At 50.6% G+C, this 23,243-nt stretch carries 16 protein-coding genes; 8 read left to right on the plus strand and 8 right to left on the minus strand.

All coding sequences use genetic code 11. From position 1 onward, the window contains the following. The first annotated feature begins 343 nt into the window (after positions 1-343). From gmd to CHB92_RS23620, 3 genes are all read left to right on the plus strand, one after another. Positions 344-1,456: a GDP-mannose 4,6-dehydratase gene (gmd, locus tag CHB92_RS23610; protein ID WP_089321707.1), complete on the plus strand. Its 1,113-nt coding sequence runs from the start codon at positions 344-346 to the stop codon at positions 1,454-1,456. A 680-nt stretch (positions 1,457-2,136) separates the two neighbouring features. Further along, positions 2,137-3,069, plus strand: coding sequence for a GDP-L-fucose synthase (fcl, locus tag CHB92_RS23615; RefSeq protein WP_089321708.1), 933 nt, complete (start codon positions 2,137-2,139; stop codon positions 3,067-3,069). Positions 3,070-3,071: 2 nt separating this feature from the next. Next, complete coding sequence (locus tag CHB92_RS23620; protein ID WP_089321709.1) at positions 3,072-4,151, plus strand: mannose-1-phosphate guanylyltransferase; 1,080 nt, start codon at positions 3,072-3,074, stop codon at positions 4,149-4,151. Between the two features lie 535 nt (positions 4,152-4,686). On the opposite strand, the gene CHB92_RS23625 is transcribed toward CHB92_RS23620, so the two are convergent. The 3 genes from CHB92_RS23625 to CHB92_RS23635 form a co-directional block, all read right to left on the minus strand. Further along, the gene (locus CHB92_RS23625) at positions 4,687-5,844 is read right to left on the minus strand and encodes a YjbH domain-containing protein (RefSeq protein ID WP_089321710.1); all 1,158 of its coding nucleotides are present in this window, start codon (positions 5,842-5,844) and stop codon (positions 4,687-4,689) included. Next, positions 5,831-6,628, minus strand: coding sequence for a YjbH domain-containing protein (locus CHB92_RS23630; protein WP_089321711.1), 798 nt, complete (start codon positions 6,626-6,628; stop codon positions 5,831-5,833). Before CHB92_RS23630 ends, CHB92_RS23625 begins: the two co-directional genes overlap by 14 nt. A gap of 203 nt (positions 6,629-6,831) precedes the next feature. Next, on the minus strand, positions 6,832-7,863 hold the full coding sequence (locus CHB92_RS23635) for a hypothetical protein (protein WP_089321712.1): 1,032 nt from the start codon (positions 7,861-7,863) through the stop codon (positions 6,832-6,834). A gap of 500 nt (positions 7,864-8,363) precedes the next feature. Between CHB92_RS23635 and CHB92_RS23640 the strand changes: the two genes are divergently transcribed. Continuing rightward, positions 8,364-9,113, plus strand: coding sequence for a DUF4184 family protein (locus CHB92_RS23640; RefSeq protein WP_089321713.1), 750 nt, complete (start codon positions 8,364-8,366; stop codon positions 9,111-9,113). Positions 9,114-9,654: 541 nt separating this feature from the next. Here CHB92_RS23640 and CHB92_RS23645 read toward each other — a convergent pair. Further along, the gene (locus CHB92_RS23645) at positions 9,655-10,560 is read right to left on the minus strand and encodes a flavin reductase family protein (protein WP_179223146.1); all 906 of its coding nucleotides are present in this window, start codon (positions 10,558-10,560) and stop codon (positions 9,655-9,657) included. Between the two features lie 1,112 nt (positions 10,561-11,672). Here CHB92_RS23645 and CHB92_RS23650 point away from each other — a divergent pair. Together CHB92_RS23650 and CHB92_RS23655 are read left to right on the plus strand one after the other, a co-directional pair. Next, complete coding sequence (locus CHB92_RS23650) at positions 11,673-12,428, plus strand: hypothetical protein (protein WP_106219227.1); 756 nt, start codon at positions 11,673-11,675, stop codon at positions 12,426-12,428. Then, positions 12,418-14,040: a hypothetical protein gene (locus CHB92_RS23655; protein WP_089321715.1), complete on the plus strand. Its 1,623-nt coding sequence runs from the start codon at positions 12,418-12,420 to the stop codon at positions 14,038-14,040. The genes CHB92_RS23650 and CHB92_RS23655 overlap by 11 nt, the downstream gene beginning before the upstream one ends. A gap of 417 nt (positions 14,041-14,457) precedes the next feature. Here CHB92_RS23655 and CHB92_RS23660 read toward each other — a convergent pair whose 3' ends face one another. The 4 genes from CHB92_RS23660 to CHB92_RS23675 form a co-directional block, all read right to left on the minus strand. Then, entirely contained in the window at positions 14,458-16,323 is a 1,866-nt protein-coding gene (locus CHB92_RS23660) for a M2 family metallopeptidase (protein WP_089321716.1), read from the minus strand. A 406-nt stretch (positions 16,324-16,729) separates the two neighbouring features. Continuing rightward, entirely contained in the window at positions 16,730-18,001 is a 1,272-nt protein-coding gene (gene fahA, locus CHB92_RS23665; RefSeq protein WP_179223147.1) for a fumarylacetoacetase, read from the minus strand. A 153-nt stretch (positions 18,002-18,154) separates the two neighbouring features. Beyond that, the gene (locus CHB92_RS23670; protein ID WP_089321717.1) at positions 18,155-18,424 is read right to left on the minus strand and encodes a NifU family protein; all 270 of its coding nucleotides are present in this window, start codon (positions 18,422-18,424) and stop codon (positions 18,155-18,157) included. A 6-nt stretch (positions 18,425-18,430) separates the two neighbouring features. After that, entirely contained in the window at positions 18,431-19,534 is a 1,104-nt protein-coding gene (locus tag CHB92_RS23675) for an Mrp/NBP35 family ATP-binding protein (protein ID WP_089321718.1), read from the minus strand. Between the two features lie 356 nt (positions 19,535-19,890). Between CHB92_RS23675 and CHB92_RS23680 the strand changes: the two genes are divergently transcribed. Further along, positions 19,891-20,427 carry an O-acetyl-ADP-ribose deacetylase gene (locus CHB92_RS23680; protein ID WP_089321719.1) on the plus strand — a complete coding sequence of 179 codons (537 nt, stop codon included), beginning with the start codon at positions 19,891-19,893 and terminating at the stop codon, positions 20,425-20,427. Positions 20,428-20,715: 288 nt separating this feature from the next. Next, positions 20,716-22,635: a DNA primase gene (gene dnaG, locus CHB92_RS23685; RefSeq protein WP_089321720.1), complete on the plus strand. Its 1,920-nt coding sequence runs from the start codon at positions 20,716-20,718 to the stop codon at positions 22,633-22,635. Positions 22,636-23,243 lie beyond the last annotated feature (608 nt).

The raw sequence follows: 23,243 nt of genomic DNA on the forward strand, positions 1-23,243 counted from the left end.
GGGTGGACCGGGCCGAGGGCCTGAAAAGGACCCTGGAGTACTTCAGAGATAAGGTGCAGGTTCCTGACAGGCAGGAAGCGTAAGGATAAGAAAAGAAGAGGCTTTCACCATGAAAGCCTCTTCTTTTGAAAAGTTTAAAGCCTTTCCTATAGAATTAGTCCTTTTTTGCGCTAAAAGGGAGCTGCAGTATATACAAGTATTGATAGTAAGTATCGTTGCTTTTGCTCTGTCTGCACAACAAAGTATAGCTGACAAAAGCTAGTTATAAGTATTTTCTTAGGGAAATATTAGTACTTTTAGGATTGAAATATTAGTCATTGTAAAATTATTAATTTATTGAATAGTGAAGAAGGCTCTTATTACAGGAATCACCGGGCAGGATGGTGCCTACCTGGCGGAAATGTTGTTGGAAAAAGGGTATGAGGTACACGGACTGAAGCGCCGCAGCTCTTTGTTCAATACCGACCGTATTGACCATTTGTACCAGGATCCGCACGAGGAAGATGTACGCTTCCATTTACACTACGGCGACCTGAGTGACTCTACGAACATCATTCGCATCATCCAGCAGGTACAACCAGATGAGATCTATAACCTGGGGGCCATGAGCCATGTAAAGGTAAGCTTCGATACGCCCGAGTACACTGCGAATGCCGATGGCATTGGCACGCTGCGTATCCTCGAAGCAGTCCGCATCCTGGGCTTAACTGAAAAAACAAGAATTTACCAGGCCTCTACTTCCGAACTCTATGGCTTGGTACAAGCCGTACCACAGTCTGAAACCACGCCTTTTTACCCGCGTTCGCCTTATGCGGTGGCAAAGCTGTACGGCTACTGGATCACGGTTAACTACCGGGAGGCCTATAACATGTATGCTTGCAACGGCATTCTGTTCAATCACGAAAGCCCGCTCCGAGGCGAGACCTTCGTGACACGTAAGATTACGCGTGGCGCTGCGAAAATTGCTTTACAGCTGCAGGACAAACTGTACCTGGGTAACCTGGACGCGCAGCGCGATTGGGGCCATGCGAAGGATTACGTGGAAGCCATGTGGCTGATCCTGCAGCAGGACACCCCGGAAGACTTCGTCATTGCCACGGGTATCACGACGACCGTTAGAGACTTCGTACGCATGGCCTTTGCAGAAGCGGGCATTGAGCTGGAGTTTACCGGAGAAGGCGTGAACGAAAAAGGCATTGTGAAGTACTGCGCGCACCCCGACTACCAGTTAGAGATTGGCCAGGAAGTGGTAGCGGTAGACCCCCGTTATTTCCGTCCTACAGAAGTGGAATTGTTGATCGGAGACCCTACCAAGTCAAAGACAAAACTGGGCTGGGAGCCGAAGTATGACCTGCCGGCTTTGGTAAAAGACATGATGGGAGCAGACCTGGAAAACTTCCACCGGGAGAAAATGCTGCAGGAAAAAGGCTACCCGATCAAGAATCAGTACGAGTAAAAGAGGTGGGGTACGGCCTGTCATGCTTTAACTTGACAGGCCGCTCCACATTAATTAAAGTTCATAGCAGAACTAACCGATAGTGCTCTCTGCTAATTTTCGCCTCGCCGGCTGGGCCTTACTTTTCTCCTTGATGGGGGTAGGGGCCCTCTTAGAGAAAAGTAAGCAAAAGAATCAAGACCCTCCAAACTCGCTGAACGCTCGGACAGTGGAGTGTCACAAAGTGCACTTGGCTACACTATTTACTCTGTAGCAGAAGTAAGGACAGCTAAAGCATAAAGTTCTTTACCGCCGCTGTTGGTGTTATCCGGCAAAAAAATGCGATAGCCAATCCCCTTATCTAATTAAAGAAAAAACTTACCCAGTTTTTCTGGGAGGTGCCGGGGGTAGGGGCCCTCTGTTTGTAAATGTTGCGGTGCCGAACGCAGTGAGGCAGCCTGCAGCGGAGCGATGGCAGCTTCATTTACACAGCGTTGAGCGGGAAAACGCGCCCTCGCGGACGTGGAGCGCGCACAGCGAGCAATGAAAATGGACCTCTGTGATTCTACAGGATCAACAGACACTACGACAGCTTAGACAAAAATAAGGATTCCCAATCATAGGCTTAGACTATAACCAGATACAGCCACAATGCTAAGCTTTTAAAAAAACAGGCTCAAGCCGTAACAAGACATAAACAAATGCAAAAAAACGATAAAATATACGTAGCCGGCCACCGCGGCATGGTGGGCTCTGCCATTGTCAGGCGCCTGGAGAAAGAAGGGTACACTAATTTAGTGGTGCGCACTTCTAAAGAGTTGGACCTGCGTAACCAGCAGGATGTAAATCAATTTTTCGAGATAGAGAAGCCTGCCTATGTGTTTCTGGCCGCTGCCAAAGTAGGGGGCATTGTGGCCAACAACACCTATCGCGCCGATTTCCTCTACGATAACCTGATGATCCAGAGCAATGTGATCCACGCCGCTTACCTGCACAAGGTGCAAAAGCTCATGTTCCTGGGCTCCTCCTGTATTTATCCCAAGTTAGCGCCACAACCTTTAAAAGAGGACTACCTCCTGACCGGTGAGTTGGAGCAGACGAACGAGCCTTATGCCATTGCCAAGATTGCGGGTATAAAAATGTGCGATGCCTACCGGGACCAGTACGGCTGTAATTTTATATCGGTGATGCCTACCAACCTGTACGGGCCGAACGACAATTACGACCTGCAGAACTCGCACGTGTTGCCAGCCCTGCTCCGGAAGTTTATCTCTGCCAAAAACAATAAGCAAGCATCCGTACAACTGTGGGGGACCGGCACTCCGAAGCGGGAGTTTTTGCATGCCGATGACCTGGCTGACGCTTGCTATTATTTAATGCAGTGTTATAATGAGCCTGGTCTCGTGAACATTGGGGTGGGCCAGGACATCTCTATCCTGGAGTTGGCGCAGCTGGTAAAAAGAACGGTGGGCTACGAAGGGGAGATTGAACTGGATACTACGAAACCGGATGGTACGCCGCGTAAGCTGATGGATGTTTCGAAACTGAATGCTTTTGGCTGGGAAGCAAAGACATCTTTAGAAGAGGGGGTGAAAAGGGTGTACGAAGAAATAAAGGACTTGAACTGGAATTAGCGATGAATAGCAACACCTATGTTTTGATCATGGCGGGAGGCGTCGGCAGCCGCTTCTGGCCCAAAAGCCGGAACAGCTTTCCGAAGCAGTTTATTGATATCCTGGGGATCGGAAAGTCTCTGCTGCAGCTTACCTATGAACGCTTCCTAAAGCTTTGCCCGGCGGAGCAGATCTATGTTGTCACGAACAGCCAGTACAAGGAGATCATAGCGGAGCAGTTGCCGGAGCTGGGAGAGGGAAATATCATTTGTGAACCCTCCCGTAATAATACGGCTCCCTGCATTGCCTACGCCTCTTTTAAACTGGCGCAGTTGGACCCCGATGCCAATGTGGTGGTGGCGCCCTCGGATCATTTTATTCTCTATGAGGACGTGTTCATCCAGAAGCTGCAAGAGGCACTCCGGTTTAGCCAAACGCACGAAGCCCTACTGACCCTGGGCATTAGCCCTACCAGACCCGACACGGGCTATGGCTATATCAACTACAGCAAAGACGGCTTGGAGGGGGTGCACAAGGTGATCCGGTTTACAGAAAAGCCGGATAAGGAAAACGCGCTACGCTTTTTAGCCAGTGGCGACTACCTCTGGAATGCGGGTATTTTTATCTGGAAAGCCAGCACGGTGCTGAATGCCTTGCAGATAAACTGCCCGGAGGTCTATGCCTTGTTCGAAAAAGGAGTAGGGGTTTACAACACACCTGAGGAGGAAGCCTTCATACAAATCTTTTACCCACAGTCGCCCAACGTCTCCATCGATTATGCCATCATGGAGAAAGCGGATAATATTTACACCCTTCCCGCGGAGATCGGTTGGTCGGACCTCGGAACCTGGGCTTCCTTGTACGAGGTAGCAGAAAAGAATGCGGATAACAATGTATTGGCAGGCAAGCAAGTGAATCTGCAGGAGACACAGGACTGCATCATTCATGTGCCGGAAAATAAGCTGGCGGTGATCAGAGGCCTTCAGAATTTTATTGTGGTGGATGACGGAAGTGTGCTGCTGATCTACCCTAAAGAGAAGGAGCAGGAGATCAAAAAGGTATCGCAGGACGTAAACCTAACGTTTGAAGGACGGTTTATGTAAGCTTGTGTCTGTAGGCTTTTCTTACAAGCGAAAACGCTTTAAAAGAGAATGCAGGCAGTAACTCCAACAAGCCTCTTTTCTATCGCTATCCCTTATGGGTTTTTATAGCTACGCTTCCTTTGTTGTAGCTTTTGAAAGTGGCTTCGGTTACCCTTAGGATCTACCTGCCTGTACTGTTAGGAGGATACAGAGATTCAGAAACACCATAAGAATGGCGGAGTTGTTTTAGCAGTTAAAAGTCCCAGCGGGACGACATGTTTGTAGAATTAAATGAGTTAATTTTTTAAGCTCCATCGGAGCGACATGTTAGGGAAGTTAACATGCCGCTCCGATGGAGCTTAGTCTTTTAGGACCTCAAACAAACTATATGCAGGTCGTCCCGCTGGGACTATGGCTTAATAAATTAACCGGATAGAGGCTGCTTCTATCTTTCGGCTTTTTAAGCAACAGAAAGTCTGCAAGAACAGGACATGATCGGTATCAGCTTAACTTTTTAGTTAAGCCCTTCCTGTGGTTAATGCAAGAGGTATTTTCTCTAATCTTTAGATAACTCCTGGTACTGTTGGTACTGGCGCTGCAGGTACTGCTCATGGTACTGGCGTAGTTTCCGGTCGAGCTGATAACCTGTGCGGTAGCGTTGACCAATGTTATAGCCGCCTGAGTAAGAGTACTCCCACACAAACTCATCGTCGGTACGCAGACGGGCATGTTTGCCTTGCAGGATCTTGCCTGGAGGCAAACTGAGGGCGAAGTTGAAGCCGAGGGTGGCGCCATTCTGTGTGTTGATCGCGTAGAGCCCCACTTCTACGTTGGAGAATTGCCGGATAATGTCTAGCCTGAGTCCCTTGTCCTGTTGCAGGTATTGCCCGCCTGACAGTTTCAGGGTCAGGTCGGGGTGAGAAAGACGATAAGCTACGTCTGCCAGGAGAAGCAGCTTGTTCACCTGCCCGTAATACACTCCCTTTCCTGTATAATAGTACATGCCTGTGAGCCCAGCCTCCGCCCCGAAGGAGAAAGGACGATCTAAAGGCATGTGGCGGTACTGGATGTTCAGGCCGTACTGGTCGTTATAAAAGAAGCCGGCAGAGGCACTGACAAAATGATGATTTTGCAGGGCGAGGAACTGGTTTAAAAACAGCGGAGCCGGGCGAATGATCTTAGGGCGGTTGTCCAGTTCGTGCACGAGAGGAAAAAGCACGCCCCCATTTAGTACCAGCCCCCTGTAAAGGTAAAGCTGGCTTAAGAGCAGCAGGGAAGTATTACTTTGCACCGGCTTCTCAAAATTCCCGAAGCTGGCTACAAACTGGGGCTGTAACCAGAAGTCGAGCTTATAATGCCAGGGGCGGAAAGGGACCGTCCGCTTATAAGCCTGCCGATCGGCCCGACCCAGAGGAGTGTAGCTGAGAGTGTCTCCTAAACGGTAGTTACCTAAGGGGATGCCCTGAAAGAGTGGCACAAATTCGGCCACGGCAGGATCAGCCATTACCTCTTGAGCCTGGATGAGCCCAACCAAAGGGTTCCGGTAGAGCCTTTGCTCGTAGTACACCCGTTTCGCATCAGGAGCAGGGCTGATGCGGTCAAAGTTCTGGTGCAGGCGCTCCCTTGCTGCAGGGGCTGACGTATCCTGTGCCACAGCGACACTAACAACCTGCAGGCAGCAAAGAAAAAGGAAAAGAAATTTATTCTGCTGCATTTTGTTTCCGGAGTTGTTTGGGGAGCGCTTGAAGCGACAGGGTATAAGAGGAGCCGAAGCTTAGCTGGTCGAAATTAAGGACGGCCGCTTGTATCGTCCACTTCCTGAAAAGTGTTACATAGCCTCCCATGTTTATTTTTTGTGAATCCCACTCAGCCAGTAGGCCTCCTTTGTGTTGATAAGACACACGGACCCCACCAAAAGGACCGGCGAGGTAATTGTTTTGGTAGCGGTCTTCGCTCTTCTTCTGTAGCTTATAGTTGGCTAAAAAGTTTAACCGCTTGTTGACGCTTTCGTCCCGAAAGACATAGTAAGGGCTGCCCATTCCGGCGGATAGCTCTGCCTGTATCTTTTCGCTTAGGCTAACGTTCTTGCTGGCTACCAGCGCATAGGTTACCATCGCGGCATCTACGGTAAAGGGAGAGGACAAGATCAGGGCGAGGGATGGCCGTTTGGCCTTTTCCTTCAGCACCAGGTAAGACAGGTCCAGTTGCCGATCGCCCAAAGCTTCCTTCACGGGGTACTCTTCAGTACTTAGGAGTTGCAGTAATTCTACGCCCAACGACAGGCGGGGGATCAGGGTCAGGTTAGCGTACAGGATTTGCTCCGGGTTCTTCCCGTTTCTTCGTAGTCCGTAGCGAACCGGATTATAGGTATAGCCCAGGGTAAAGGAACCGTCCGGTGTTTCCCGGGCAGTGGGGGTATAAATAAGCCCGGGTTTACCCGATAGGTTTTGCTGGGCGTAGGTGCTAATCGCCCCAGGGAGCAGCAGAAAAAGCAGCAAGGCGAGACACGTAGTCCTGAGCCTGGAAAATGGTAACAAGAAAAAGAAAATAGGTCGTATAAAAAAAGCCTTACAGGAGGCAAGGTACCCCTAGGGGCCAGGCTACTGTAAGGCTCTAAGTTCAGCAAATAAAATGAATTTTCTGAACCTGTACTATAAAGAGGAAAGGAACAAATTGTTGTTTTATGCCTCTCCGGTATCTTTTACTGTCCGCCGCCCTGGTTATGGCAGGTGTTATACTGTTCCCGCACTACTTTTTTGACATCCAGCACGCCAGTCTGGTAAGTGGCCTCTACCTGGTCCAGGTTCTTGCTTTTGGCTACTTCTGCATTGGCTTCTGCTACCTCCGCTTTTTTCGCGCAGGCTTCCTGTTCTGCGGTTTTCAGGATGTGCACGGTTCTCAGGTAGTCGAGCAGGAGGGCATTCAAAAGGGCTTTAATGGGCGCATAGTTAGCTCCTAACTCCTCTTGTTGTCCGTTTACTGTCTGCAAGTTCTCGTTGTACTGTGCCTGGTAGTCGGCTTTGTCGGCATCAAACGCAGTAGAGGCGCTTGTCTGGCAGGCCTGCTCTTCTGTGGCAACAGCGGCGATGGCCGTTGCATAGGCTTCCTCTACGAGCACGGTGTTTTCCTCTTTTTTCGCGTCTACGCGCTTCAAGCCTTCGTCCAGGCTCGTTTGCGCCTGCTGCATACAGGCACTGTTCTCTCCCTCGAAACCCAGTGTCCGGTCTACAGGTGTTGTATTAGCAGGCGTATAAGTTTCCGGGGCGCCAACGGTAGGGAGTGTATACGTGGTGAAGTACTCCGCCAGGGTGGCATCGGCTCGCATTTTATCCAGGATCGCCTTGTAGGGCGCTGGTAGGGCCTCTGCCGTTGCCATCGCCTCTGCTTCTGCACTGGTCATGGCCTGCAGTGTTTCGATTTCTTCTGCCGATAAAGTCGCTAATACGGCTGTAGCAGCCTCTTCTACCTCAGGGGCAATAGCAGCAGATTTCTGATACCTGCCGGAAGAGTTGCCTAAGGCGGCAAAGAGGTCTTTTGCCTTGGCAGAGGTTCTCAGTTCTCCGGGCGTGGCTTGTACCGGAGTTGGTAAACCCGGCACGACTGTTGGCAGCGTAACAGACTCGAACAACTCGTCGTAATCCACCTCTGGCGGTACAGCGTCTTTGTCGGAGCAGTTGTACAGCACCAAGGAAAGGACGGTGCTGCATAAAATAAAAAGGTACTTGTGTTTCATGGTAAAGGGTGTTTAATAAGGGCTTTGAAGCGTGTTGGAGATGCGAATAAGGTGTGATGCATAAATAAGTGCGCTTACCGCTTCCTGTCTACAAGGTTTCTTCGCTTTTTATAAGGCCGCAAGGTGCTTGGTTCGGAACAGTGATAACGCATCTGATTAAGTATAGTACTCTTTTAATATTTAAACCTTAGTTAGCTAACAAATGTAAGCGACTGTTCTTAACATAGCAAATGGTCTATTTTTAATTTTACAAAATAAGTTATGAACCTGCTTCGATGTGAAGACAAGGGCAGGCCGCAAGACTGGCAACTTTGGATTGGACAAAAAAACGGTGCAAAGTCACGGTATGGGGCAGGTATATTGATCTAATACGAATAGGTCTTGTTGGATGCTTTATACAAATTTAAACTACCTTCGCCTTTGTTTGTAGCCTTGCCTCTTACCGGCAATTCTTTTATTCAGTAGTGGGAGCACGAAGCACCACGTAAGCACCAGATCACATGCCTTTTACTTTTTCACACCCGGCGGTGGTTTTACCCCTGAAGTACCTCCCCAAAGGTTGGGTGTCTTTGACCGGCCTGGTGGTGGGGAGCGTGGTGCCGGATTTTGAGAAATTTATCAAGATGGAACCGGGCAATACCTTTAGCCATACCTGGCATGGCCTTTTCTGGTTCAACCTACCCTTGGGTATACTCCTGGCCTTTGTTTTCCATGTCATTGTCCGGAACCCGTTGGTGGATCATCTCCCCCTGTTCTTAAAGAAGCGCTTGGTTCGGTTTAAGAGTTTTAACTGGCCGCTATACTTTCGAAAGCATTATGGAATTGTTATGCTATCGGTACTGATCGGAGCCTTCTCGCACCTGGTTTGGGATAGCTTTACCCACAAGGGGAAGCAAGGGGACCGGCTGATGAGGTTTTTCATGGAGCAGGCTTCGCTCGAATGGAATGGCCCTCCCATGTTCTGGCTCGTAGACAACCTGAGCACGGTGCTGGGAGCCTTGGTGGTGTTTTATGCTATCCTACAACTGCCGGCAAGGGAAACCAAGGCACAGGAAAGTAGGAGAATAGGCTGGTACTGGTTCCTGGTGGTGCTGTTGTCTTTGATGGTCATAATAATCAAAGTATTCATAACTGGCCTGGAGCTGGAGCAGAGCTGGGAATTATTGTTTACCTCCATATCCGCTTTCCTGATCGGCCTCACCCTCGCCTCTTATATCGTTCAGAGAAAGCACAGGAAGCAGGAGTCTTAGGAAGGTACTAGCCATGCCTTTAAGGGGCCGTTGACGCAAGCCCTAACTCGTGTCTCTCCTTCCCTTCGATAGGCCTCTTTCCCTGGTACGTTCTTTCCTATGTCGTTGGCTCTTTCATTCAAAGAACTTATGGGACAAGCTAAGGATGTAAACTCACACTCCTCCTGTAATTCACAGATGTGGGTGTATGACATGTAAGCACGCACTAGCGGGTGTTGTTCCGATAGGTAGATTCTTTGCAGGTAAATTGTTCTTCCCAAGCCATGCTGTGCAGTCACAGCGGCAAAGCTATACCAGTGACAAGATCAGGTAAAAGGGGCCGCATGTCTATCTGGAGATTTGAGGTTGTAGCAGGTTTACTGTTGAGGTAAAAGTCCCAGCGGGACGACATGCTTATAGAAACGAAACATTTCTTCTCATCAAAACTCCAGCGGAGCGACATGTACGCTTAACTTTTAAACTATAAACAGGTCGTCCCGCTAGGACTACAAAGAACATGGTGGGCTTTTCTTTAAAACTCCGTTTCAGGAAAAGCATAAGCCTAAGATGGAGCGTTTAGTAACAAAACCTTCCATGCCTCCTCCACCCGGTTATCTTCCAGCAGCTTTTTACCCAGTAGCTCCAGTTCCTTGCGCAGCCTGTCCGGCTCCGACTTGTACTTGTTCAGTGTGTAGCTTACCAGCGGATCGTACTTAAAAGCCGCTACTTCTTCTGCCATGGGAAAGGCAGGCGTGTTTCCTAAACGGGCAAGGTTGTTTCCTGTCAGCACCTCGCTGTTCCGGATGAAATCCGGCAGCTGATCCACACCCATGCCTTTGGTACGGGTGGGTTTGGGAAGCTGGAAAATGGAGTCGCCACTGGCCCTCAAATAGTAGTCGCCTCCCAGGCGGGCTACAGCATCTAATTGCTGCGGGTCTATTTTCCCTTGCTCGTCCAGCACTGTTTCCTTTACATGCATGAGCACCACCTCGCAGAGCACTAAGTTGCCAGCGCCGCCTTCTTCTCCTAGTCTAACCACGTCCTGCACCCTGCACTCAAAGGCTACTGGCGCTTCCTGCACGCGTGGAGGGCTTACCAGTTCTGAGGGGACAGGCGTCAGGCCGGATTTTACAAACTCGTCCACCCCCTGCGCATATTCCGTGCTGGCCAGGGACATCTGTTCTACTATCGCATAGGTAGGAATGTTGATCACGACCTCCCTTGTGGCCAGTATGTTGTCAAGCGTATGCTTGCTTGTGTTGTCGCGCATGCGGCTGAGCGGGGAGAAGACCAGGATGGGAGGCTTGGCACTGAAAAGATTGAAGAAGCTGAAGGGGCTCAGGTTTACCCTGCCAGCGGCATCTGCAGTGCTGGCAAAGGCAATGGGGCGCGGTACCACGGCCCCGGACATCAGCCCGTAAAGTTCGCTTGCCTGTACTGCTCGTGGATCTATGGTTCTTATCGACATTTCTATAAACTTGTGCTAGTGGGCTAAGCCTCATGCGTAAATTAACAAAATATTGTTGCTAATACTTTGCGCTACCCGAAATGTTGACCCGTGAAGCTATGTGCCAAATTTATTTTACCCGTACCGCATTCCGGAGAAGCCATACGAAGAAGATAGGTCTTGCTGATGCCATCTTCTGAGAAGAGAACTTCTGATACCGGGTGGCTCCCAGAGAGCCTAAGCCTCCAAACAGGGGTAAGGCTTTTTACGGTACGCTACCTAGTGCAAGTTGTCAAACCAGGCGTAGGATCCTCCAAAGCTGTTAAATTACAGTCTTGTTATTGTGCTATTATAGTGAATTATTGGGCATCTGTTGGGCTACTTAGCCGCTTTGGTGAGCGCGCATTATTCAGCTGTTTTGTTAAGAGCATGGCTGATGTTCTTTTCCCTGTTTTCTTCTTTCCTGTTAGCACTTTTGAGCTAAAAAGCAGGATGCATTCCAGTCTCCCTTGCGCATGCCGGTAGGTGCTAAAGCTAAACCCATAACAGCGGCGTGATTTACCACAGGAAGGAATTATATTATATAAATAGTTCAAAAACTGAAGGGCGGCTCTAAATATGAAGTATTATTCATGTGTAGGATGATTTTTGTGCGAATGATTAAAATATCGCGACGATGTTTATTTTATATAATTAGATACCTATATTTGAATGTTCGTAATAGACTTATACGAGAAATTATTTGTCTTCCTGTGAAAGCCGTTGTGCAGAAGGCCTTGTCCTTTCTCGCTAAGCGGAGGAGCGCGAGGGGGCGGCAAAAGCAGGACTTATCTTTTAGATTTTAATAGGGTTCTAATAGGAAACGTTGTGCTAACGGGAAAGTGCTTATGCCTTTGCGGCTTAGGGCGTCTCCTACAGGTCGACAGGGCACCTTTATAGATTACCCGGGCAAGTTAATACCATTACAAGTGCGTCGTCGGGAAAGCATTCCTGTGTTTTCTATTTGGTCTCTTTTGAAAAAGGGGGAACACGGGCTATCGATGATGCAGGGCTTGTATTTGCCGGAGCTTTACGTCTGATAGAAGGTTTTTATTATACGGAAATAATGTTTTTACCCTTTTCTCCTTTCTTACATGAAAAAACTTTTACTGTTTAGTTTCTGCTTTTTGGTGCTCTGGCAGGCAAGAGCAGGTTTCCTTGTTCCCCCGGTAACGGCTAGTCCTGGGGATACCATTCTCATCAAAATACCTGTGGTGCAAAGCGAGCGGCCCATGGCGGTTGGTCTTTCAATAGGGACGCAGGGGGCTGGCTTAGAAGGGCAAATTCCGCTTATGCGGCAATGGCAGTTTAGGCTGGGGGCTACGGTTTTACCTTTTTCCGTTTCTAAAGATTACTATGCCTTCCCTTCCAGAGCCACGGTGGTGGACATGGACGCTAACTTTGCAAAAGCACACTTTTTTGTCGACTGGGAGCCTTTTGCTGAAAAAGGGACCTTTTTAGAAAAGTTTGCTGTAAGCGGGGGACTAGCCTACTTCCTGACCGCCAAAACAAAGGCCAGGGTAAGGCTGAGAGACCCCTACTACTACGGCGATATAGAGTTTAGCCCCGAAGATGCTGGTGAACTGCTAGTGAAGTCTGATTGGAAAGGCTTTGCCCCCTATGCGGGGATAGGGTTAAACCGCCTTAGACTGCGCGGTGCCATGAGTCTGGATCTTGGCTTGGGAGCCTTTTATATGCCCTCTCCCTCTGTAAGCATTACGGGCACCAAAATGCTGGAAGAGAACGCGCAGAACGAGGCGCAACTGAAAAAGAACCTGGATGACCATTTCCGTTTGATGCCGGCCTTACAGTTTAGTTTAAATTATAACCTACGTAAAAATGAAAAATAGATTTTTTGTTTGGGGCATGACTTGCCTGCTAGGCTTGTCCATGCTAAGCTGTGACAAGGTAAAAGAGGACCTGGACATACTTATCAAAGCCGATGATCTGATTCGTTATTCTGTAATGGTACAGGTAAACGAAGCTACTGGTGAGATCCCGGAGGACCTGAGCATTAGTGTGGTTGGGGAGGACGCTGACTATGTATATGACATCGCAGGTAACAAGGAACTCGCCATCAGCGGGGGACTTATTACCCTGGGCGTACATCCAAAGCATGAGCCGGTGGAAGGAGATCCTGTTCGGTTTAGTGTAAAGATCAGCGGCCCCGACTATGTGAGTATGATCGTGCCTGTTCGGATCGACAAGAATCAGTTCAGCCAGATAAAAGAGCTGAAGATCGTGAACGCCAGCACGCCTCCTCCTACGGTAGCGGTGGCGAAAGAGGAGGCCGCCCTTGCTTCGGATGGCACTCCGGCAGAACCGATCACTGTCAGCAGCCCTACAAACGCTGTAACCAATGAGGTTACCTCGGTAACGGTACCTGCCAGTACACAATTCCTGAATGCCGCAGGTACGCCTGTTGTGGGGAGTTCCGTTAGCATGAGTGTGGTAAACTATAACACCAAGTCCTCAGAAACAGCCACCCTGTTTCCGGGCGGGAAGCTAAACGCGACGAACGTGAAAGGGCCTGAAAACAAGAATATTTCGGCTTTCTTTATGCCGGCAGGCTTTGCGAGCATAAACTTTGACGTAAATGGCACGGCTATAAAGAAGTTTAGCCAGCCCATTAACGTGGCGATTGAGATTGACCCGCAGTACAAACTGCTTGCTTCTAATACGACCATCAAGGAGGGCGACAAAATCGCGATCTGGAGCTATTCGGAAGACACCGGCGACTGGCAGTATGAGAAAGAGGGAACCGTATCTACCGCGAACGGGAAGTTGTTGGTCCCTTTTACAACAGACCACCTGACCGTGTACAGCATTGCCGAGTACGTAGAGACAACGGACTGTACAAGCCCTACGGCTGTGTTTAGTGCCAGCTGGCTGAAGCAGGATACACAGCCGATGACCTTAGAGATATGGAATGAGGATTTAAGCAAAAAGCTATCTTCTGAAACGATTGTTGTATCCGATGGGCTGGAAGTAGTGTTGAATGACCTACCTGCTTTTGCAGTACGCTACAAAGTACTGTCACAAGGGGCGGAGATTGCCTCTGGCAGCATAGCGGACCCGTGCAGTGGCGGCCAGGTAAACATTATCCTACCAGCCCCTGCTGTACCTTTGGTTGGCATTACCCTGAGTTTAACTGTAAAGTGCCCTGATAAAGGCACCGTTATACCGCCTGATTTCTACCTGTACTATAAGAATGCCGGTGCCCCTGATACAGAATACAAGCTCTTGGGCATCGTGAAGCAAGGTAAACTATCCACGACACTGCTGGAGGTCGGCAAGCGTTACGACTTTAAAGCAATTTATGGTGACCGTAAGAAGTTTATAGGAAACCATTTGATCGATAAAACCGATATGAGCACTACCGTTGGCGTGAATGACAATTTAGGCAGTGTGGTGCCAGATCAAAACCGAGCCATCCTGATCGAGGAGTGTAGTAAACTGTAGCATGTAGCACGGTTTTAAGTAGAGAAGCCGCTTTATCAAATCAGATAAAGCGGCTTCTCTTTTTGTCTTAGCAGGTTTGTTTATAGGCGTTTTTGTACCACCATCTGTTGAGTATGGCGCATTCATCAGTATAAGCCTATTCCCGTCTATGGTTTTATCTTGTGGCGAATTTCGTCCTGCCTTTTTAGCCCCAGCGGAGCGACATGTTTGCAGATACCCTTCCGAATCTTCGAGCTCCCCGGAGCGGCATGGGAACAACTTATCCAATACTTGTTGTTGCGCACATCCGATAAAAGCCTGTTCCCCTCCTAGGAGGGGCTAGGGGTGGGTTATAGGCTGGCAATACACAACATGCTTTGATAAGGGTGTGCCGTTACCCTGTTTTTTTTATAGTAAGCTTTGCTGAAGCTGCCGTAGCTATGGCTTATACGGTGTACTGTTGGTTTGCTGCACGCCAGCTTCTAAAGTATATTTCCTGCCTTTGTTTTGCGCCCTCAGGTAGTCCAGGAGCGGCTGGAAGTACGCGGCCATGGCCCGGGGGTTAGGGGCTTCACCTGTTTTTTCTTCCAGCATCTCTTTCCAGTCGGTCGTAGCGCCGGCAGCCATGATCTCATATAGGAAAGTGCCTGCTTCCTGGCTGCCATAATAGTTCGTTGCCTGGGGCGGCTGCTGGAGTATGTGCTTGGCAATGTGCTCGTGTAGCTGAAACAGCATAAGGTAGGACAAAGCCTGGCTATAAGAGGGGGCGGCTCCGCTAGCCAGTTGTAATAACGCATCCAGCTCAGGTTGTGCTCCCTCTGTGGCAGGCGGTACAATTCCCTGGTGTTCCTTTACCAGTTCCCACCAGCGTTGGCTTAACTGTTCATCAGGAAGGCCTTGGGTATAGAAGTCCTGCTCCCATTCGCTCATAACCCCTGCTGTGAGAGAAATCATCGGGACGTAGCAAAGCGCCTCTCTTAATAAAAGTTGCATCCTGTCTGTCGCAAGGTCCTTGTCTATTAGGGCTTGTTGCGCGAGGAAGGGCTGTTGTGTAAGGGCGAACTCCAGCAAATTTCCAATCGCTTCCTGCATGGCGGGGTTGGCAGGACGCCGCAGTAGGACCGGGACATCGGGCCTGGTATAGGCCATGCTATAGTAAAGGTGCCCCGCGTTATGGTAGGCCTGCTTATACCACGCGAGGTTTGGCTTTTGCCACGTTAAAAGAGAGGCATGCTGTGGCAGGGCGAACACCGGAGAGCCTGCGAAGTGGGGGTCAGCGCTACCTGGGGTACCGTAAGAGCTCTGTTGTATTTCTGGAAAGCCTAAACTTCTAAAAAAACTTTTTTCCTGGTCTAATCCTGCGGGTCCTCTAACCTGTAAGGCGCTATCCAGGTCTGCGCTTACCTGTATCATGGCGCTCCAGTCATAAGGCCAGCCGGCCGGGAGCCAGTGGGCAGGCAGGTAGTCCGGCACTTGGGCTACACCATACTTTTTTGCCAACGTATACCGTACGTATGTGTGCAGCTCGCGGTACAGCGGACGCAACTCCTCCTTTATCCTCCTCATCAGGTCCATCATGTCTCCCTGGCTCATGCCGTACCCCGCTACCTGGTAGTCGAAGTAATCTTCATAGCCAAAGCCCAGCCCCTGTACGGTTGTATTACGCAGCTCGCGCAGGCCCAGCAGGTCATGCTGCAGATCTTGGGCAATTAAGTTTCTGTTGCGCCAAACCGTTAGCCGTTTCTGCAGGTCTGTTTCTGTGGCAAGATTATCAGTTGTGCCCTTTTTACTTGGCTGGCCTGCGTTTAGCAGGCGGTATAGCCTGTTTACTTTTACAGCTTGTTCGTGCTCTGCCTTTATTCGGGCTTTTACAGCACCTGAAACGATCTGAGGATTGTTAGCCCCTGCATATAGGATTGCTTTGAGCTGCTTTACCTGTAGAGGGCTTTTATGGAGGGTAGACTGGAGATAAGTACTCGCTTTTACCATGTTTTCTGTGTTCCCGGTAAAAGCGGCAAAGGCTTCCTGGGCATGAAGGCTCGCTGAGACCTTTGCGGTGTCACCATCCTCCATGTTCATCAGAGCGGCTGCTTGTGCCTCCACTAACCGGGTATACAGGTTTTCATACTGCTGTGAATAGGTTTCCAGGAAAGCATCAAGTTCTGATAACGTCGTTTCCTGCTGACCCCTAGCTACCGTTGCTTTAGCATAGCCCTTGTCATCCCCTGTGCCTGTTCCTATATACTGTATAGAACAGGAGAAGAGCATAGAGGCGAACATGCCTGTAAGAAGGGTTCTCTTCATGAAGATAAGTCTGGGGCAAATGGTTACGTATACGTTAAAAGAGGCAAGTATAACTATATTTAAATGTAATAGCAATTAACGTGGGGGTGCTTGAAATGTTGCTTGCTGAGTGATGAAATTTGCCTCCTTGCTGCTGTGAGGGAAATGCGACCTTTTCTGATTGCAGAAGGGAGTGTATTGTTTATTACCTTGGCGTCCTTTAACTAAAGGGAAAAGTTGGAAATCAAAGGAAGCTGCAGGAGGGGTATAGGGTAGACGGCTTTGTGCTAGCAACCTACTCCCCGCCTTCGGGTAGGACCGTTTCATTCGAAAAAAAGAAAGTGAAAGTCCCGCTTATCCTGTTGTTCTGCTTTGTGATGTGGTGCGACGGCACGTTATCCTTTTACAAATACCGAAGGGCAACAGGCTATACGGCCGGCAACACTCTCGACCTCACTTCCCCAAATCCGATCCGGATACCATGGTGCTGCCCATAGCCGCGCATGATTACGGTGTCGAAGTCTTCCACAAAGCTCCGTTCCGAGCCATCTGCTAATTGAAGCGGTTGTGTGCCCCGCCAGGTGAGCTCCAGCATGGAACCATAGGAGCCTTTGTCAGCGCCGCTGATGGTGCCGGAGGCGTACAAATCGCCTACCTGGATGTTACAGCCATTGCTACTCTGGTGCGCCAGCTGCTGGTGCATGTTCCAGTAGAGGTACTTATAGTTAGAGCGGCACACGCTTGTAGCAGGTCTGTTCTCCGGCTGCAGGAGTACTTCTAACTGAATGTCGTAGTTATGATGCCCCAGGAACTGCAGGTAGGGCAGGGGCTTTGGGTCTTGCACCGGGCCTTTTACCTTTAAGGGAGCCAAGGCATCGAGCGTAACGACCCAAGGGGAGATGGACGAGGCAAAGCTCTTCCCTAAAAAAGGGCCCAGCGGCACATACTCCCAGCTCTGGATGTCGCGGGCCGACCAGTCGTTGAACAGCACCAGGCCAAAGATATATTCCTCTGCCTCGTGGGGGGGGATGCTTTGCCCGAGCTGCGTTTCCTTGCCTGTGATAAAAGCTACCTCCAGCTCGAAGTCCAGCTGCCGGGTAGGGCCGAAAACAGGGACATCCATATCAGGCGCTTTGATCTGCCCTTTGGGGCGATGGATAGGGGTGCCCGATACCACGATGGACGAAGCGCGACCGTGATAGCCCACGGGAAGGTGCTTCCAGTTAGGGAGCAGGGCCTGCTTCGGGTCCCGGAACATGGTGCCCACATTGGTGGCGTGTTCCAGGCTACTGTAAAAATCGGTGTAGTTCCTCACCTTTACCGGCAACAGCATCTGCGCCGCCTGCTGCAGGACCAGGCACTTGCGGATCAGGTCGCTGTCGCCGCAGATCTCGTCGTTGTCGTTCCGTAGTAAGTCAGAGACCCGATTTCGGACGGCCCGCCACACAGGCTTGCCATAAGCTAAAAAGTCATTGAGGGAAGGGCGATGGAAGACGTTGGGGTCGAAGTCGATGAGCTCAAAAAAGCCACGGCTGCCCAGTTCGCACAGGTCCAGGATATACTCCCCAATGGCCACTCCCACACGCGGGTCTCTATCCGCCGTCTGGAAAACGCCGAAGGGTAAGTTTTGAATGGGAAAGTCGCTCTCCGGATCGATCTCTATCCAGGAGTGCAGCGAAGGGTCGTTGGCTTTGATCATAGGGCGTCGGGCTTAGCTAAACAAATATAGCTTTTCTCCATTATACGGAAAAGAACATGCTTGGCCGGATGCGGGGCACGAGAAGTACTAAAAAACAAAGCGGATGTGGTCGAACCACACCCGCTTTGCGCCTAAATGAGTTTATGTTACAGTCTACTGAGGAGACAGGGTCATGTTAACGGCTTCCACGGCTTTTATCTCGGGTACTGCCTTTAACACAGATTGCTCTACACCGGCTTTCAAGGTCATGGTAGACATCGGGCAGGAGCCACAGGCACCCAGCAGTTCCAGCTTCAGCACCATGTCGTCGGTTACCTCCAGCACTTTCACATTGCCTCCGTCAGCTTCCAGGTACGGCCTGATCTGGTCGAGGGCCGACTCGATGCGGAGCATAAAATCTTGGTCTACGTTTGTGGCTGCCATGTATCTTTAGCTTTTAATTTCAACAGGTTTTGTTTTCTCCAGTGTGGCGTTCCGTACTGAAACTTGCTGGGCCACAGACTGAGCCAACTCCTTGAAAACACCTGAAGCCGGAGAATCGTTCTGCATAACGACAGGAGTTCCCGCATCGCCGCTTTCGCGAATGCCCTGTACCAGAGGAATTTGTCCTAAAAGAGGCACGCTGAACCTGTCTGCCAGGGATTTACCGCCTCCTTCGCCGAAAATATAATATTTATTCTCCGGCAACTCGGCTGGCGTAAAGTAAGCCATATTCTCGACCACTCCCAACACCGGCACGTTAATTTGTGGCTGGCGGAACATTTGTAGTCCTTTCATGGCATCGGCCAGGGCCACTTTCTGCGGTGTTGTCACGATCACGGCGCCTGTTACCGGCAGGGCCTGTACCATGGTCAGGTGGATATCAGAGGTTCCCGGTGGCAGGTCGATCAGCAGGTAATCCAGGTCACCCCAATCCACGTCCGAGATAAACTGACGCAGGGCAGAGCTTGCCATCGGGCCTCTCCACACCACGGCGCCATCAGCAGGAGTGAGGAAGCCAATCGACATCATCTTTACGCCGTACTTCTCCACCGGAACGATGTAGTTCTTGCCGTGGTCGCCCTGCACCATGCGCGGACGCTCGTCTTCGGTGCCAAACATGGTCGGAACAGAAGGACCGTAGATGTCGGCATCGATGAGGCCCACCTTGGCACCGGAAAGCGCCAGGCCAATGGCCAGGTTCGTGGTAACGGTAGACTTGCCTACGCCGCCTTTACCCGAGGCAACAGCAATGATGTTTTTCGCACCGCTTACCGTAGCGCCATTGTCGGCACGGCCAGAGGTAACGTGGGAGGTCATGTTCACTGTCACCACGGCCTCTTTGTCTACCATCATATGGATGGCATTCACACAGGCATTGCGGATCAGGTCTTTCAGCGGGCAGGCGGGTGTTGTCAGGATAACTGTAAAGCTAATTTCCTTCCCGTTCACCTGCACGTCCTCCACCATGTTCAGGGTCACCAGGTCTTTTCCCAGGTCCGGTTCCTCCACATAGCTGAGGGCTTTTAATATATCTTCTTTTGTAATAGCCATATGTCTAATAAACTGCTTTGCAATTTGCCTCACAAAGATACGAACAAAATTTTCCGATTCATATGAGAAGGCCGTAAGAGTAGAACAAGCCCGGGCACGTATAAGTTTGCGCGTTTGGTGAGAATGTAAGCTTTGCTCTTTAACAGAGGTTTAGTGCTATGGTGCTTTGCCTTTTCAGGCCTGATCAAGTGCGCGGTTAACGGAATGCGAGGTGTAGGTGTCGTACAAGCGCACCCTTTATCCCCAGCGGCATGTTGGTGCCAGCAGATTGCCAAAGACCTCGCAGCGTGCGCAGCTCCTGCGTGTGCCCGGCCGTGATCACGCGGCTGTCCGTATGCATGAGAAAACACAGCACAATGGGAAACACAAAACTCGAGGTCATTCAGGGAGACATTACGAAACTGGAGGTAGATGCCGTGGTGAATGCGGCGAATAGCAGCCTGTTGGGTGGCGGCGGCGTAGATGGCGCTATCCATCGCGCTGGCGGCCCGGCTATTTTAGAGGAGTGCAAGCAAATCAGGGCCCGGCAAGGCGGCTGCCCCACGGGCGAGGCGGTGGTAACTACTGGAGGTAACCTGCCGGCGAAATATGTCATCCACACGGTGGGCCCTGTCTGGCATGGAGGTGCGAAAGGAGAACAAGCCTTGTTGACGAACTGTTACCGCAATAGCCTTCGCCTGGCCGACGAGAAAGAGGTAAAAAGCATTGCCTTCCCTAACATCAGCACGGGCGTCTATGGCTATCCGAAAGACAAAGCCGCCAACGTGGCCGTACAGGCAGTGCAGGAGTACCTGCAAAACCATGATACAGGGTTAAAGCGAGTAGTTTTTGTTTGCTTCGATGCCGAGAACCTGGAGCTGTACCAGGACCTGCTGCCGGTTCAACCTTCGTAGAAACAGGTCGCGACCTGTCCGCACAGTGACTTAGAAATGCAACAAAAAGTACAAGTACAGACAAGCCGCCACTATCAAACATCCTATCCATCCTTTTTCATCTTGAAAATCCTGATTCAGACAAGTTGATGATGCAAGGTTTGGTCATTTCGGACTGGTTGTGCAAGGAACGGACAGGTCGCGACCTGTTCTTGCGAAGGGGCTTGTCAGAATATAGGCAGCCACTCAAATTACTTTAACAAGACCGGCTGAACTCTTATCTTTGTCTTCCGCTAATACCCTTTGCCCATGTCTTTGATCCCGAAAGAAACCGTTGACCAGGTACTTGCCCTTGCCGATATTACCGAGGTGGTGGGCGACTTTGTGTCGCTGAAGAAAAAGGGGCAGAACATGTGGGCCTGCTGCCCGTTCCACCACGAAAAGTCGCCTTCCTTCTCGGTGTCGCCGGCAAAAGGCATTTACAAGTGCTTTGGCTGTGGCAAGGCGGGGAACTCGGTGCAGTTCATTATGGACATCGAGGGAACCAGTTTTCCGGAGGCGATCAAGTTCCTGGCCAAGAAGTACCACATCGATATCCCGGAAGACGAGCCGAACCCGGAGTACGCGAAAGAGCAGAGCGAGCGGGACAGCCTTTTCATTGTTTCAGACTTTGCCAGCAAGCACTACCAGCAACTGCTGCACAACCACGAGCAGGGCGGCATCGGGCAGTCTTACTTAAAGCAACGGGGACTCTCGAACAACACCATTCGCAAGTTCGAGTTGGGTTACAGCCTGGATGAGTGGACGAACCTGACCGATGCTGCCCTGAAAGCCGGCTACCAGCAGAAGTACCTGGAGGCGACGGGGCTTACGATTGCCAAGGAAGACGGCAAAAAGTACGACCGTTTCCGTGGCCGGGTGATGTTCCCCATCCACAACGTGTCGGGGCGCGTGGTCGGCTTCGGGGCCCGTACCTTAAAGTCGAACGACAAGAAGAGCCCGAAATACCTCAACTCCCCAGAGTCAGACATCTACCACAAGAGCAACGTGCTGTACGGCTTGTTTCAGGCAAAGCAGGCCATCCGCATGCAGGACATGTGCTACATGGTGGAGGGCTACCTGGACGTGCTCTCGCTGCACCAGGGCGGGATCGAGAACGTGGTGGCCTCCTCGGGTACTTCGCTGACGGAAGGGCAAATCAAACTCATCGCGCGCTATACGCAGAATATTACGGTGCTCTACGACGGGGACGCGGCCGGTATCAAAGCCTCGCTCCGCGGGATCGACCTGATCCTTGAAAGCGGCCTGAACGTGGACGTGGTGACTTTCCCGGAAGGGGAGGACCCGGACTCTTACATCCAGAAGGTAGGCGACACCAATTTTAAGAACTATATTAAGGAGAAGGCGCAGGACTTTATCTCCTTTAAAACAAGCCTATACGCGGAGGAGGCGAAGGGCAACCCCGTGAAAAAGGCCGAGGCGATCCGGGAAATTGTGGCTTCTATTGCCAAAATTCCGGACTCCATCAAGCGAACTGTCTTTTTCCGGAGCTGCAGCCTGATCTTCGACATAGACGAGCAGGTTCTGATTTCGGAGTACAACAAAATGCAGCTGCAGGACCGGCAGCCATCACAAAAACCTGGGAGTAGTCCTTTTGAAGCGCCTGTAGGGCTCCCGGTAGAGGAGGAGCCGGAAAAGCCTGTGTCGGACGTAGACGTGCTGAAACGCTATGAACGGGAGATCGTGCGCATGCTGCTCAATTATCCGAACCAGATGCTGGAAGAGGGCGTCACCACCTGCCAATACATGCTGGAGCAGTTGGAGGACGTAGAGTTCCGGACACCGCTTTATGCCCGCCTGATGGAGCTGGTAAAGGAAAAGCTCTGCGATAATGTGATCCCCTCTGCTGAGGACTTTGTCCATTACCCGGACCAGGAGATCCGCACAGAGGCGACCCACCTGCTCTCAGACCCGCACGAGCTGAGCCATAATTGGGAGACGCACCAGATCTTTGTACCGAAAGAGACGGACTTGCTCCCCTACGGTGCTGAGCGTGCCGTGCTACGGCTGAAGTGGCGTAACGTGGAGCTGATCCTGAAAGGGGAAATGGAGAAGCTGCGCCTGGTAACAGACCCACAGGAGCAGGATAACCAGCTAAACAACATCCTCATGCTAAAGCAGCTGCACAGCCAGCTAGGCGACATGCTGGGGATTGTGGTGAACAGGTAGTGCATTTACCAGAGTCAGGATTTTTAGGGGTAGAGAATTATCAAGATGCCCCTGGCACCAGTGCCTCCTTGGGGGGAAGGATCTTATAGCCCTTATCCTGCTGTACCGGATCAAACCACCCCTGCCCCCTCCTTATCCAAGGCGGGGAACCTTTTTTTTGCCCTTTCATGATAAATTCTATAGTAGAAGTAGTAGAAGTTTCATGCATCGCTTCATTACCTTAAGAGGAAGCCACCTAAGAGAACTGTTACAGATACTATTTTCGCTCTTAACCTTTTATTTCGGAAGCACTACCACTACAAGGTATTTGCCATTGCCGTAGTAACTACGTACTCCCCGCCTTGGACAAGGAGGGGGCAGGGGTGGTTTGACCCGGTACAGCAGAATGCATAGGTATCCTGATCATCCACCATAATCTTTTAATTCCTGGGTCAGGCATTGCTCCTTAAACAAAATCTCATCTGCTGCCTCTTCCCCTCAACTAAATTCCCTTCAAAAGTGTTATCCTAAATAAAAACAGGGATTGCGGCGCAAACTTCCTAATTTTGCGTCGCTTTACGATAAGATCAACAGCCTGCCTTGTTTTGGATAGGGCAGGGGCAGGCACA

The organism is Pontibacter ummariensis (genome assembly GCF_900188175.1).
GTDB lineage: Bacteria > Bacteroidota > Bacteroidia > Cytophagales > Hymenobacteraceae > Pontibacter > Pontibacter ummariensis.